This window comes from Ruminococcus bromii, assembly GCF_928721825.1.
GTDB classification, from domain to species: Bacteria; Bacillota; Clostridia; order Oscillospirales; family Acutalibacteraceae; genus Ruminococcoides; species Ruminococcoides bromii.
The window spans coordinates 1804088-1818327 of sequence record NZ_CAKMVP010000003.1 but is presented as its reverse complement, the minus strand read 5'-3'; the positions used below and the strand labels follow the sequence as shown (position 1 = coordinate 1818327).

The following is a 14240-nucleotide window of genomic DNA, read 5'->3' as shown; positions in this document are numbered from 1 at the left end:
CCTCTCAATCGTTGTTTTAGAATTAGCCAATCATCGATTGACTCTATTTTATCATCTTTGTTAAATAATTGTCAATGTTTTTTTGACCATTTTTCTACTTTTATCGGGTTCAATAATAATTACAAAAAGATTACACAGTTATTGTTGCACTTCTCACAAAAAAGATAAAATTCCCGTAAAAATCGCCTTTTTTAGCGGTAAAAAATGTAATTAAAGCCTTTGTAACCGTGCCAATCTGTCATATCATTGAAGAGCCAATCGCTCGGCGTCATATTTTTACAATCTGTGTAGTAAAATCAAGACCTCCTTTTTTCGGAACGCGGTAAGCAAGAGCCGAAATATTATAAGCGGAAATGTCCTTTTCGAGCAATGCTTTTGTACTGCCGCCGATTTTAAGACCGGCAATTGCAGAAGTGACAACATTTAATCTGCAATCCTTTAAAAGCTCTGCACCGTCTTTCGTAAATCCTAACACACGGACATATTCAATCGGAATCTGCGTATGAGCTTTTTCAATTCCGAGCAATGCACAGGCGAGTATTCTCCGTATGCGTGCATGAGTGTAGCGTTTTGTTTTTACAAAATCGGCAATTTCCGCCGAGGTACTGCATTGCATTGCCGCATCGGCTATTCTGTTTTCAAGTCCCTCGCCCACATCGGGCAGCTTAGAAATCTCCTCTCTTGTCATAGTACGCAAACGATACAGCAACGGTCTGTCAAGATTTTCGGAAAATGTGATTTCATCGGGAACATATGGTGCATATTTCTTTGCATTTTCACCGTTGCGGAGCATTTCTCTTATGTGTGACGCAGACGCAAGGCCCTCGCCCGCAATTCGGCTGTCGTGTGCAACACCTGTTCTTGCAACCGAGAACGGTTCAACAGATGTACCGTTCAATGCCTTGATATACTCAACGGCAAGAATATTATTCGGTTTGCAAAGTACCGATGAAACCTCCTCGCCGAAAACCGTTTTGACGGCGCTTTCAAGCTCACGGGGGTAGTATCCGCCGTTTTTCATTCCGTCACGCACAAGAGCCTGTACCCTTTCGTCACAAACAGCGTTTGCGGATCTTTTGAGCAGTTCGCAGTCACCGCTTTCACTGCCGAAAGCAAGGTGATTTGTGCAGTCAAAAGCCGACGCAATCGCAACACCTGCCCTTGCAAAGCCCTCAGCGCCCGAAAGCGAGAACACAACGGGCAGTTCAAGCACCAAATCCGCACCGTTTTCAAGGGCAGATTTTGCACGGACAAATTTGTCGCATACGGCAACCTCACCACGCTGGGTAAAGCTTCCGCTCATAATCGCTATGACCGGCTCTTTAAGCACATTTTTTGCACTTTCGAGCAAATATTTATGACCGTTGTGAAACGGATTAAATTCACAGATAACGGCAGTTGCCATAATTTCTCCCCCAAAGCTCATATTCGCACACATATTGTAAAAAACACTTGAAAACACACATAAATTGGAGTATCATATGTATGTGTGACCTGTCGATTTCGAAAAGACATTTTCTGATTTACATTATAGTATAAAATATGGCGGCAGGCAAATATATTTCTTCACTTAAAACTGAAAATAACTACCAAAGGGGACGATTGTAATGAAAATTCTCGTAATCAACGCAGGCAGTTCCTCGCTTAAGTACCAGCTCATTGATACTGACAACGAGGCAGTTCTCGCAAAGGGTAACTGTGAAAGAATCGGTCAGGACGGTGCTTTCATTGGTTTTAAAACACCGGACGGCAAAAAAATTGAACGCAAAACACAGATGCTTAACCACACGCAGGCTTTTGAGGCTGTTAAAAATGCACTCTTAGATCCCGAATACGGTGCAATCAGCGATTTGTCTGAGGTTTCCGCTGTAGGTCACAGAGTTGTGCAGGGCGGTGCGTACTTTGACAAGTCGGTGCTTGTAGATAACTCGGTAATCAATAAAATCAGAGAGCTTGCTCCTCTTGCACCTCTTCACAACCTTGCACACCTTCAGGGCATTGAGGCCTGTACAAGAGTTTTCGGTCCGAAAGTTCCGCAGGTTGCGGTTTTTGATACTGCTTTTCACCAGACAATGCCCGAAAAAGCATTTATGTATGCAGTACCTTACAAATATTATGAAAAGTTCGGTGTAAGAAAGTACGGCTTTCACGGCACATCTCACCGTTATGTTTCCGAAAAAATGGCTGACCTTATGGGCAGAAAAAAGGAAGAGCTTAAGCTCATCACCTGTCACATCGGCAACGGTTCTTCAATCACAGCCGTAAAGGGCGGCAAGGTTATTGACACAACAATGGGACTTACTCCTCTCGGCGGTTTTATGATGGGTACGCGTTCAGGTTCACTTGATCCGTCTGTTATCACATTTATCGCTGAAAAAGAGCATCTCACTCCCGAGGAGATGTCAAAAATTCTGAACAAGGAGTCGGGTCTTTTAGGTATTTCGGGTGTTTCGTCTGACGACCGTGATGTTTGTGCGGCAGAGGCAGACGGCAATATGAGAGCTCACCTTGCCCACGAAATGCTTTACTACCAGATTGCAAAGTACATCGGCAGTTATTATGTAGCGCTCGGCGGTTGTGACGGCATCGTATTCACGGCAGGTATCGGTGAAAACCAGCCTATGCTCCGTGAAAAGGTTTGCGACTATCTTGAATGCCTTGGCGTTAAGTTGGATAAGGAATTTAACAAGCAGGCCACATGCGGTGTTACAGGCACACTCTCAACTCCTGATTCGGCAATCAGAGTTGAACTCATTGCAACCGACGAAGAAATGGTTATTGCAAGAGATACAAGAGCCATTGTTGAGGCACTTTAATTAAAACAAATCTGCCACGCAGTAAATATTACATAAGAAAACAGGTTGTCATATGACAGCCTGTTTTTTGTTTATTGGTTATTTTATTATACAATACGGCGAGCCGCCGTTCCCCTTTCGTGTAGACAGTTTGTAATATAAAAAGCATATTATGCCCGAACGAAAGTTTTTTAAAATTGAAAGTTGAAAATTACGGCGAGCCGCCGTTCCCAGTTCGTGAAGATAGTATGATATTAAAAACACATATTATACCCGAGCGTAACATTGTAGTCGTTCGTAAAATCCCGTAGGGGCGGATATCATCCGCCCGCAAGGCTACCCCTACTGCAAAAACTACGAATCCGCAACTGTTCCGTCCGTCACGGTGTCGCTTGTGTCCCTGAATAAAAGTGTAATGCACCAGATTGCGGAAAGTCCGACAAGGATGTAAACAATACGGCTTATGATTCCTGTCTGTCCGCCGCAAATCCACGCAACAAGATCAAACTGAAAAATGCCGACACTTCCCCAGTTGAGTCCGCCGATAATAAGAAGCGTCAATGCTATTTTATCGAGCATTCAAAGTCCTCCTTTGTATTTGCTGAAAATAGTATTGACGCAATTTTTCGTTTTATTCGTTTTATTTAAAATCAGAATTTAATTAACAATGCAAGGAGCAAAATCAGCACTCCGAGGAAAATTACCGCACCGCCGATTATTCTTGTGATTTTTACGGCTTTCCGAATTTTGAATTTTGAAATCATATTTTCCGTGGGAAACGGAAGAATAATGAGCATAATTCCGAGAATTACACAGCTTGCAAGTGCGACGGTAAGACCGACCTCTCTTGCAAACGAGAGCATAAAAAGTCCGATTGGAATTCCGAACACACAAATCATATTGATTACCGCAAACAGCTTGCCGAAACGCTCGCCCTTTTCGTAAAATTTATTTGCTTTAATATGACACTCATCATCACAATACTGGTCAAAATACGATATCTGTTTTCCGCAGAATTCACATTTTTTCATGGACACACCTCGTTGTTTCATTTTAAATCGTTCACAGAATATTTTAACATACAAATCGACATATTTCAACTTGAACAAATGTACATTTTCGGGTATATGCTTTGTTGAAAAAAATTTTGCAATGTGGTATGCTGAAAAGAGGTGATTTTATGGAGAGTTTTTTCGTTGCGCTTAATGCGGTTCTGCCGATGTTCATAATGCTTTTCATCGGTTTTCTTGTGAGAAAATTAAAAATTTTGCAGGACAGCTTTCTGCCTCAGCTTAACAAAATTGTTTTCAATGTATTTTTTCCTTTTCTGATGTTCAATAACATCTACGGCTCAGATTTTTCAAGCGTTTTCAGCCCGAAGCTGCTTGCCTTTGCGGTTATTGCAGTGTTCGCAATTTACTTTTTGTCAATCGGGTTTACACTCCTTGTTGAAAAGTCAAATTACAGCCGTGGTGCGATGATTCAGGCGATTTACCGCAGTAATTTTGTACTTATGGGACTTCCGATTGCGGCAAATATTTTCGGTAAGGATAAGCTTGGTATGACCGCCGTTCTTGTTGCCGTAATTGTGCCGATTTACAATATGCTTGCCGTAATCACGCTTGAAATTTTCAGAGGGCAAAAGATAAATGTGCTGAAAATTTTAAAAGGCATTGCCAGAAATCCTCTGATTATCGGCTCTGTACTCGGACTTCTGTCTGTTGCATTTAATGTAAAGCTGCCGGAAACAATCGGCAAAACTGTTTCGGATATTGCGGCGGTTGCAACTCCGCTTGCTCTGATTGTACTCGGTGCGTCTGTCACATTTGACAGCATAAAAGGCTGTTCACGCAACCTCATAATCTGCATAATCGCAAGACTTGTTGTTGTGCCGGCACTTTGTCTGGGTACGGCGGCGCTTATAGGAATCAGAGGTGTTGACTTTGTGTCGCTTATCGGACTTTTTGCATCGCCGTGTGCGGTTTCGTCATTCACAATGGCTCAGCAAATGGACAGCGACTTCAAACTTGCAGGTGCGGCGGTTGTGTTCACTTCGGTTTTAGCGTGTTTCACGATGTTTTTGTGGATTTTCTTCTTCAGACAGGCAGGTTTCTTTTGATAATCTGCACAAATTTCAGACACATGATTTATTCAATATGTAGAGTTAAACGATATTATTACTATCAATAACAAAAAATAGCATAACAGTCTTGACTTTTATTACTGTTAGTGTTAGAATACTCGCATAGGGTAACGGTTTGCAGGAAACGACTTGAAATCCTGCAAGATTAAACTGTTACTTTATTAAACAGCTATTTCCTTCTTTTTTTATTATTTTGTGGGCATAAGAAAACGGAGTGCGTAATGCACTCCGTTTTCTTTTATACGAATTTTCTGAATATAACAAAATAATTGCAACACCGTAGCATCCGCCCATACATTTAAACGCAACTTCTATATATACAAAAACAGTCGGGCGACAATGATTTGCATTTTGCAAACTGTCTGCCCGACCGCAATTTTCAATTTTACATTTTCAACTTTCAATTTTAAAAAACTTCCGTTCGGGCATAATATGCTTTTTGACATTTACAAACTATCTGCACGAATTGGGAACGGTGGCTCGCCGTGCGGGCGTCCAATGAACGCCCCTACAGAATTGTGCTAACAATTACAATACTACGCTCGGGCATAATATGTTTTTTACATTACAGACTGTCTGCCCGACCGCAATTTTCCATTTTCAATTTTCAACTTTCAATTAAAAAAACTTCCGCTCGGGCATAATATGCTTTTAATATTACATACTATCTTCCCGAACCGGGTGCAGCGACACGCTGCCGATCAATCTGTTTTTTGATTTTGTCAAAGGTTACGCCGTATTTTTCGGCAATGTCTTTGGCATAGCTTACACCTTGAGGCGGAGCGATGAAAACCTTGAACGAACGCTGTCCGTTTTCAACACCTGTTACCAGACTTTCAACCTTGCTGTCGCCCTTTACGGTTGTGTTCACCTCGTCAAGATTTCGTGCCAAATCGTGCATATGGGTATTAAAAATCGCCCTTGTGCCGAGATACCGCATTGATTTGACAACATCACGGGCTATGTACAAGCCCTCGGCAACATTGGTTGTTGCAAGGCTTTCGTTGAGCAAAAGCAGGCTGTAACGGCTTGCAGAAGAGAAAATTTCGGCAAGTCTTTTGCTTTCTTCACCAAGTCTGCCGAGGTCAACGGTATCGTTTTCATCGGCAGGAAAATGCGTAAAAATGCTGTCGCATGGGCTGAATTTCATCTGCGTTGCAGGAACATATATTCCGTTCTGAGCAAGCAGAAACGCAAGTCCGACCGCCTGAGTAATCGTGGTTTTACCGCCACGGTTCGGACCTGTCAGAATGTAAATTCGCCTGTCATCGTTAAAATCAATATCGTTTGTGACAATATCTAAATTCTCACCGTTTGCCGATTTTATGCCGAGTTTAAGGTTGTAAACATCTTTCAAAAAACAGTTTCTTTCCTCTTTAGGAAGAACCTCTGCCTTGCACAGCGGAAGATTTTTCTTCTTCATCCTGTCGCAAAGCTCTGCAAAACGGATATAGAAAATGATTTCGGGCATAAGCGAAACGAACGAGTAGCCGTTGACATTGACATATCTGTTGAGCATTGATTTTATATCATTGACGATTCTGCGGAGAATATCGGTTACAACATTTTTGAGGGCGTCCGACATTGGGTCGGCTCCTGTGAGAGAACTGCTCATTGTGTGGTTTACATCCTGTTGTGCGCCCACAACGAACTGTCCAAGTCCGAACTGCGAGGTTGACGGATTGGACGGATGAAAGCTTAAAAATCCCGAAACATCGTTGCCGTGGTGCAGTTCGCTGTCACGGTTTGTAAACTTCATAAATCTTTTGAGGATACCGCTGTCGGTAAATTCTTTGTCATTGAGTGAGATTACACCCACACTCTTTGGGCGGAGCAAATCGTCAAGATTCACACCGAGGGTTATGCTCTTGAGCTTTTGAGCCTTTGCAAGCGTGTCAATTATATCCTTTTTTAGTTCGGGAAAGCCGCTGTCATTGTAGATTGCCTGAACATTTTTCTTTAGCTCGAGCAATCCCTCCGACCTTACATCAATCGTTTCAAGCGTATTTTTTATTCTTGTAATGCAATCGACATAGCCGTCCATTTCACGGAGTCGGTTTACAAGCTGCCATAAGGAAGATGCCTCGGTATCCTTTTGAAAGCGCTCAATTTCACGCAAATCGTTCAGCTTTACAAGGAGTGCGGATAGATCATCACGAAGTTTCGGAAAACGAAGAAAATCCTCAAAAACATCGCAACGATATTTTATAACTTCCTCGTCATCCGTAATATTTATCAGCAGCTGCTTTATGCTGTTGCGTTCATACGGCTCTTTTGTAAGAGCGTCACATATAAAATCAACCGACAAATCATTCAGTGCCTCTTTGTTGAGAGTTCTATAGGCTGCATTTGAATTTGTCGGGTGTAATAAGCTGAAATTTTCCATAATTCACCGCCGAAAAAATTTGCCGTATAACGGGTTTAAATGAATGATAGCACAATTTTTTTTCGTTTTCAATTGGCAATTTAAAAATTTGCACTTTATCCTCTTGTGTGATATTATAATTGTTGAGCAGAGGCTCATAAATTTATAATTGCAGTCAGGAGGATTGACTTATGGATAAAAAAATGCTCGAAAGAATTAACGAGCTTGCAAAAAAGAAAAAAGAACACGGACTCACCGAGGCTGAGCAAAAAGAGCAGAAAGAGTTATATAAAATTTATCTCGGTGAAATCCGCACACAGTTCAATGCAACACTTGACAATGTAAGCGTTGAGGAAAAGGACGGCACGGTAAGACCGTTCAAAGAGGCATACAAAAAGCCGTATGACAAAAACTAATTTTAATAATCGAACAAAGGTCATATAAAAATCCAATTACACAGTCAAACAAAAAAGCAGTTCCGATTTTGGAACTGCTTTTGTTTTATAAAGTTATCTAATTATTTGTATCTTCTTCCGCCCTTTGAGTTGTTCTTGGGGAGTTTGATTTCAGCAGTATCGTACTTACTGCGTCTTTCGGACTTTCTGCCTGAAGATGAATAATCATCGGCATAGTCATCGTTACTACTGTAACGCTGCGGTTGTGCAGATTTGCTCTTTGGAGCGTTACTTCTGCCGCCGACTGCGACTCTCTTCTTTTTGTTAAGGACAATCGAAATCACAAAGTATGCGATGCCGGCAACACCGAGAGCAAGAAGAACAATTGAAACATAGAACATCCAATGACCGTTGTCACCCTTGCTGTTATTGTTCTTGATGAAGCTAAAGTCATCACCGTCAGAACCCGCTGTGTCGGTATTTTTAAGATTTTTTGCGATATCAGACCAGTCGCCGCTTGAAAGAGTCTTTTCGTCAATGTTATCGTCAGACTTGATAAGCGACGCTGACGGAGCAGTATTTGACGGAGCAACATATGACTGACCGCCGCCTACATATGACGGCTCAGAGTAGTAGTAAGTCTGACTGCTGCTGTAGCTATTGTTATAATCGTTATTGTTGTTGTAGTCATAGCTGCTGTCGTAGCTATAGCTGCTGTCATATGACGAATCACTTGACGAATAGCCCGGATCTACATATGATGAATCGTTCGAAGAATCCGGATACACGGGGTCGGGCTGCGGCTGTGGCTCCGGCTCCGGCTCAGGTTCAGGTGCAGGGTCCGGCTCAGGGGCAGGATCGGGTTCCGGCTCTACCGGATCAACAATAACGCTTGAATCTCCGCCTGAGTCAACATCCTCACCGACTGCCGATACAGAATAGCTTACAGCCGAAATGCTCAAAAGTGCTGTAAGAAAAATTGCGCAAAGCTTTGAATGTTTTTTCATAAAAGCTCCTTTCTTCAGAATAATCTGAAAGTGCGTCTGTTGTATGTCCGATATCAATTACTTTGAGCTTTTATCAGATGCGGTTGTTGTTGACGCCGCTGTTGTAGGCTCAACCGCAACGAAGAAGAGTTCGGGCTTGTACTTGTCAATAACCGAAGTGTTTTCTTCATACTTGAGTTTCTCTGCAAGACCGTCAATGTACTTTGAAAATTCGTCTGACTTCATTGACGCAAGTACACCGGCTCTGTTTGATTCGTTGCCGATATAGCTGTCAACATCCTTGCTGACGTCTTTCTTATAAACGAGATAGTAGATTGCGCTGTCGCCGCTGCCGACCTTGAGAGTTTCAGCCTTGCCTGTTTTAAGCTTGCCGATAGCCTCTTTAAGCTCGTCACCGATTGAACTCTTGTCGAGAACTTCTACATTTGAAACAGAAGAATCTTTTTCCGAACCGCTTGACTTCTTGTATGATGCAATAACATCGTCAAAAGAACCGCCCTTGTTAAGGTCATTCTTGTAACCGTTAAGCTGATCCTCAACCTTCTTGATTTCCTTGTCACTCATTGCAACATTCTTTGATGAACCTGCCTCATCTTTTGTTGATGTGTAAAGGTTCACGGGAAGATATGAGTAGTCCGTATAGTTTTCCTTGAAATACTTTGTAAGGTCGGCGTCGGAAACTTCCTTTGAACCGCCCTTGCCGTAAACTGCTTTGAAGAGAGCCTCATACTTTGTGTTGTAGAGAGTTGTGCAGTATGCAAAGCTGTCGAGTGAAACGCCGTACTTTTCATACTGCTTCTTCATCGGCATTACATAACCCTGTGACGCATACGGACCAACATTCCAGTATGTTTCAGCCTGACTTGTTGCAGAGTCAAGAGTTGCCTGACCGATGTTTACATTTTCCTTTTTAAGCTGTTCGTCAACTACGAGGTAGCTGAGGCACATTTTCTTAGCCTGATCCTTAATCCACTCTCTTGCAACCTGCTCGTTGCCGTCATCGTCCTTGATTTTTTCATCAAGCCACTTGTCGGATGTCGAATCATAATCGTCAAGCTTCTTAGCATAGCTTTCAGCCTGACTGTAAGCTGCATTGAGTGAGTAGATATAAGCGCCGATGGCAAGCTCGTTATCGCTTGTCTTATACGACCATTCTTTGTTAAGAGTTGTGGGTGTACAACCTGCAATTGCAAAAACTGAGAACATCATAACAATTGCAAGTAAAAATGAACCAACCTTGATATTAGGCTTCATAGTTTTTTACCGTCCTTTTAAAAAATTAAATGCTGAGTGTCCTGCAAAACACACTTCCGCAGGATAATGTACCTTACGATTATACACAAAAAAATCGTCATTGTCTACATTTTTATAAAATTTTGTTGAGAATTTCCACCGAAAAACAGCATTTTTGTACTTTCGGGAGGTTTTTTCTTAACAAATTACGGCTTTATACCGTTAAATTACCGCACACCGAAAATTTTGGTGAGCGTTTCAAGCGGAGCGGAACTGTTTTTGCACTCAACCGCAACACACGGTTTTGCTCCTGCAACAAGCTTTGCTTTTCCGCCCAAAGCGATGAGCAGATCGGCAACCTGCGGTGATTTAAGCTCGTTTACATAGAGCATAAGCATTGTGCCGTTCTGTCTGATTTCATACACACCCATTGAGTAAGCACGGTTACGCACAAGGGCAATGTCGATAAGTCCGAGAACCGAGTTTGGAATCTTGCCGAATCTGTCCTGAAGCTCGTCGATAACATCGCCTGCATCCTCATTACTGCGAATATCAGCAATTCTGCGGTAAACATCAAGGCGGAGCGTAAGGCTTTCGACATAGCTTTCGGGAATGTGAGAGTCAACCGAAATGTCAATAAGACAGTCAAGATCCTTGGCAGTATTTTTCTCGCCCTTTTCCTCGCTTACTGCCTCATCAAGAAGCTTGAGATACATATCGTAACCGACCGACTCCATATGACCGTGCTGCTGTGCGCCCATAATATTGCCCGCACCTCGCAGTTCAAGGTCACGCATTGCAATGCGGAAGCCGCTGCCGAATTCTGTAAATTCCCTGATTGCGGCAAGCCTTTTCTGCTGAATCTCCGTGAGAACCTTGTTCCGTCTGAAGGTAAAGTAGGCATATGCCCTTCGTGAACTTCTGCCCACACGGCCTCTGAGCTGATGCAACTGTGAAAGTCCCATACAGTCGGCATTTTCTATAATAAGGGTGTTGGCATTCGGCAAATCGACACCCGTTTCGATAATTGTTGTACAGACAAGCACATCAATCTCCTGTTCAAGCATCTGCCGCCAAACCTCGCTGAGCTCACCCTCTTTCATTTTGCCGTGACCGATTGCAATTTTTGCCTCTGGAATTGCCTCCCGTATTTTTGCGGCACATGATGAAATTGTTTCAACATTGTTGTGAAGATAGAACACCTGACCGCCACGGCGGAGCTCACGGCGGATTGCCTCGTTGATAACCGCATCATCGTGTTCAAGCACATAGGTCTGAACAGGCTGACGGTTTGTCGGAGCTTCTTCGATAACGCTCATATCACGCAGACCGCTCATTGCCATATTGAGGGTTCTCGGAATAGGCGTAGCCGAAAGCGTAAGCACATCTACATTTTTGCACAGTTCCTTGAACCTCTCCTTTTGAGCAACACCGAAACGCTGTTCCTCATCTATGATTGCAAGTCCGAGGTCACGAAATTCAACATCCTTCTGCACCAGTCTGTGAGTTCCGACAATCATATCAATTTCTCCTCGCTTTAGCTTTTGGAGAATTTCTTTCTGCTGTTTTGCGGTACGGAATCTTGAAAGCAGTTCCACACGAACGGGATAGCCCTCAAAACGCTTGATTATCGTCTGATAATGCTGCCATGCGAGAATTGTTGTGGGGCAGAGCAATGCGCATTGCTTTGAATCTGCAATACACTTAAAAGCGGCACGGAGTGCAACCTCTGTTTTGCCGAAACCGACATCACCGCAGAGAAGTCTGTCCATCGGCGACGAACGCATCATATCGTGCTTGATTTCCTCACAACAACGCAGCTGGTCGGGAGTTTCGTCATACTCAAAGCTGAGTTCAAAATCTCTCTGCCACTCGTTATCAGCCGAAAAGGCATAGCCCTTGGCTTTCATACGCTGTGAGTAAAGCTCAATAAGCTCCTTGGCAATGTCCTTGACAGAGGTTTTAACCCTTGCCTTTGCCTTTTGCCAGTCACCCGAACCGAGTCGGCTAAGCTTAACCCTTGAATCCTCTTTCGGACCTATATATTTTGCAACCATATCAAGCTGTGTGACAGGCACATAAAGCACATCGCCCTTTGCGTAGTCAATCTTGATATAGTCCTTTATAACTCCGTGAGTATCAATTTTTCTTATACCGCCGAACACACCGATACCGTGAACATTGTGTACAACATAATCGCCCGGAGTAAGCTCGGAAAGGCTGTAAATTTCCTGTCCCGTCTTTTTCTTCTTCTTTTTGGACTTTTCGGGACGGTATGAAACCTGACTGTAAGTTATTGCAAAAAACTTTTGTGACGGATACTCAAAGCCTGCACTCAAAGCGCCCTGCATAACAAGCAGTTCGCCCTTTGAAATCTTATCCGCACCCTCGCTGTAAACAGCATTTATGCCGTCTGCGTTAAAGGTGTCGCAAAGATTTTTGGCGGCTCTTTCCGTTCCCGCAAAGATAACGCCCCTGCTTTCGGGGGTGAAAAGTCCGTCAACATCTTCTTTTAGCTGTTTATACGAACCGCCCCATGCCGAGAGCTGTTTTGTTGAAAAGCTGATGATTTCCGACAGCTTGATAGGCATACTTCCGTGAACAAAGTTTTCAAGCACGATTGTTCCGTGACTTTGCAAAAACTCGGTACATTCGTTGAATGTGAGCGCAAAGCGGTCAAAACCTCTGCAAAGAGTTCCGTCCTCAAAGCCCTGCATAAGGGTTTCATTGCTGATAAAGTCCATTGACTTTCCCCGTTCCTGAATTGCAGTAAATTCGGACGCAAAAACGAGGGTGTTTCTGTCGAGATAATCAAAAAGCGACTCCGGTTTATCGTAAATCTGATTGATAAATTTGTCCGCATTGGCAATCATTGCGCCGCTGCGGATAAGCTCTGCCTCGGAGAAAAGTTTTTCCTTGGCCTTTGCGCTGTTCTTGGAACGGAGGAGCTTTGCCTTGTGTTCAATTTTGTCTGCAAGGGCGGCTCTGTCCTCAATTACTATTTCGGTTGAGGGCGAAAGTGTAATTTTGTCAGCCTTTTTGAATCTTCTCTGAGTTTCAATGTCAAAATAGCTGAGGTTGGTAATTTCATCGCCCCAAAATTCACATCTCACGGGATAGTCGCTGTCGGGCATAAAGAAGTCGAGAATACCGCCTCTCAGCGAAAACTGACCGCTGCCCTCTACCGCATCAAAGCGTTCGTAGCCGAGCAGAGTAAGCGCCTTTGTCGCCTTTTCAAGCGAGAGCTCCCTGCCCTCTTCAAATTCAATAACCGACTGTTCAAGCACATTTCTCGGAACGGTAAGCTGTGCCGCCGCATCAACGCACGCAATTGCAACATCACATTCGTGGTTGAGAAGTTTGAGCAAAACTTTAAGTCTTGCGTGCTCGTACTCGTGCGAACGGCTCTGAAAGTCAAGAAAGTTGAAGTCACGCACAGGATAAACATAGGCACGCAGTCCCATACACGAAAGGTCGTTACACAGGGTTTGCGCCTCTTTTTCATCGGAGGCAAGACAAAATGCCGTGACGCCCTTGAGGCGGCACAGCGCATAGATGATATTTGATTTGTTGATTGTTGAAAGTCCCGAAGCACAGACCGTTCTGCCCGGCTTGACATTCTTTTCAAGTGTTTTGAAAACGGGCGAGTCTTTCAGAACATCAACAAGAAAGTTGAGATTATTCATTTCTTTGTCCCTTTTCAGTTGAACAAATTCATAGCACGGTCGGTTTTGCCGTCAATAATCAGCTCGATTGCTTTTTCGGCATTGTCAAAAATTTTATCAAGCTTTTTCATTTCATCTGGAGTGAACTTTGAAAGCACCCAGTCGGCAAGGTCCCAGTCGGGATTTGGCTTTGCACCTATGCCAACCTTGATGCGCGGAAACTTGTCACTGCCGCTGAGATAGATTATACTGCGCATTCCCCTTTGACCGCCGTCACTGCCCTTTGAACGGATACGCATTTTTCCGACATCAAGCGAAATGTCATCAAAAATTACAATGACATTTTCGGGCGGAATTTTATAGAAGTTCATCGCCTCAACAACTGCCTGACCGCTGTTGTTCATATATGTTGTGGGCTTCATCAGCATAACCTTTGCGCCGTTTACGGTGCAAGTGCCGATAAAGCTTTTGTATTTTATCCTGTTTACCTCACAACCGAGCTTGTCGGCGATGCTGTCAATTGCAAGCCAGCCTGCGTTGTGACGGGTGTTTTCGTATTTTCTGTCGGGATTGCCGAGTCCGACTACAATGTACTCAACCGACCCCGTTGATTTGTTTTTTCCGAACATATCAGTTT

At 43.4% G+C, this 14240-nt stretch carries 11 protein-coding genes; 3 read left to right on the top strand and 8 right to left on the bottom strand.

Going from position 1 to position 14240, the window contains the following annotated elements; all coding sequences use genetic code 11:
- Positions 1 to 268 precede the first annotated feature (268 nt).
- The gene (locus tag QDI94_RS09050; RefSeq protein WP_278868462.1) at positions 269 to 1405 is read right to left on the bottom strand and encodes a tRNA(Met) cytidine acetate ligase; all 1137 of its coding nucleotides are present in this window, start codon (positions 1403 to 1405) and stop codon (positions 269 to 271) included.
- 202 nt (positions 1406 to 1607) lie between these two features.
- On the opposite strand from QDI94_RS09050, the gene QDI94_RS09045 reads away from it, so the two are divergent.
- Positions 1608 to 2816 (top strand): acetate/propionate family kinase, encoded by a 1209-nt coding sequence (locus QDI94_RS09045; protein ID WP_278868459.1) that lies wholly within the window; start codon positions 1608 to 1610, stop codon positions 2814 to 2816.
- A 333-nt stretch (positions 2817 to 3149) separates the two neighbouring features.
- On the opposite strand, the gene QDI94_RS09040 is transcribed toward QDI94_RS09045, so the two are convergent.
- Together QDI94_RS09040 and QDI94_RS09035 are read right to left on the bottom strand one after the other, a co-directional pair.
- On the bottom strand, positions 3150 to 3374 hold the full coding sequence (locus tag QDI94_RS09040) for a DUF378 domain-containing protein (RefSeq protein WP_021882621.1): 225 nt from the start codon (positions 3372 to 3374) through the stop codon (positions 3150 to 3152).
- Positions 3375 to 3445: 71 nt separating this feature from the next.
- On the bottom strand, positions 3446 to 3826 hold the full coding sequence (locus tag QDI94_RS09035; protein ID WP_117838721.1) for a hypothetical protein: 381 nt from the start codon (positions 3824 to 3826) through the stop codon (positions 3446 to 3448).
- Positions 3827 to 3975: 149 nt separating this feature from the next.
- Between QDI94_RS09035 and QDI94_RS09030 the strand changes: the two genes are divergently transcribed.
- A complete protein-coding gene (locus QDI94_RS09030; RefSeq protein ID WP_278868455.1) occupies positions 3976 to 4914 on the top strand; it encodes an AEC family transporter in 939 nt (312 codons plus the stop codon).
- A 688-nt stretch (positions 4915 to 5602) separates the two neighbouring features.
- On the opposite strand, the gene QDI94_RS09025 is transcribed toward QDI94_RS09030, so the two are convergent.
- Positions 5603 to 7324: a MutS-related protein gene (locus tag QDI94_RS09025; RefSeq protein ID WP_278868453.1), complete on the bottom strand. Its 1722-nt coding sequence runs from the start codon at positions 7322 to 7324 to the stop codon at positions 5603 to 5605.
- A gap of 170 nt (positions 7325 to 7494) precedes the next feature.
- On the opposite strand from QDI94_RS09025, the gene QDI94_RS09020 reads away from it, so the two are divergent.
- On the top strand, positions 7495 to 7719 hold the full coding sequence (locus QDI94_RS09020) for a DUF896 domain-containing protein (protein WP_278868450.1): 225 nt from the start codon (positions 7495 to 7497) through the stop codon (positions 7717 to 7719).
- Between the two features lie 101 nt (positions 7720 to 7820).
- Here the strand turns inward: QDI94_RS09020 and QDI94_RS09015 are convergent, their stop codons facing one another.
- From QDI94_RS09015 to pth, 4 genes are all read right to left on the bottom strand, one after another.
- A complete protein-coding gene (locus tag QDI94_RS09015; RefSeq protein ID WP_278475011.1) occupies positions 7821 to 8705 on the bottom strand; it encodes a hypothetical protein in 885 nt (294 codons plus the stop codon).
- Positions 8706 to 8762: 57 nt separating this feature from the next.
- On the bottom strand, positions 8763 to 9959 hold the full coding sequence (locus tag QDI94_RS09010; RefSeq protein WP_278868448.1) for a hypothetical protein: 1197 nt from the start codon (positions 9957 to 9959) through the stop codon (positions 8763 to 8765).
- Positions 9960 to 10165: 206 nt separating this feature from the next.
- Positions 10166 to 13624: a transcription-repair coupling factor gene (mfd, locus tag QDI94_RS09005; RefSeq protein ID WP_278868445.1), complete on the bottom strand. Its 3459-nt coding sequence runs from the start codon at positions 13622 to 13624 to the stop codon at positions 10166 to 10168.
- 14 nt (positions 13625 to 13638) lie between these two features.
- Entirely contained in the window at positions 13639 to 14232 is a 594-nt protein-coding gene (gene pth, locus QDI94_RS09000; RefSeq protein WP_278868443.1) for an aminoacyl-tRNA hydrolase, read from the bottom strand.
- Positions 14233 to 14240: the final 8 nt, after the last annotated feature.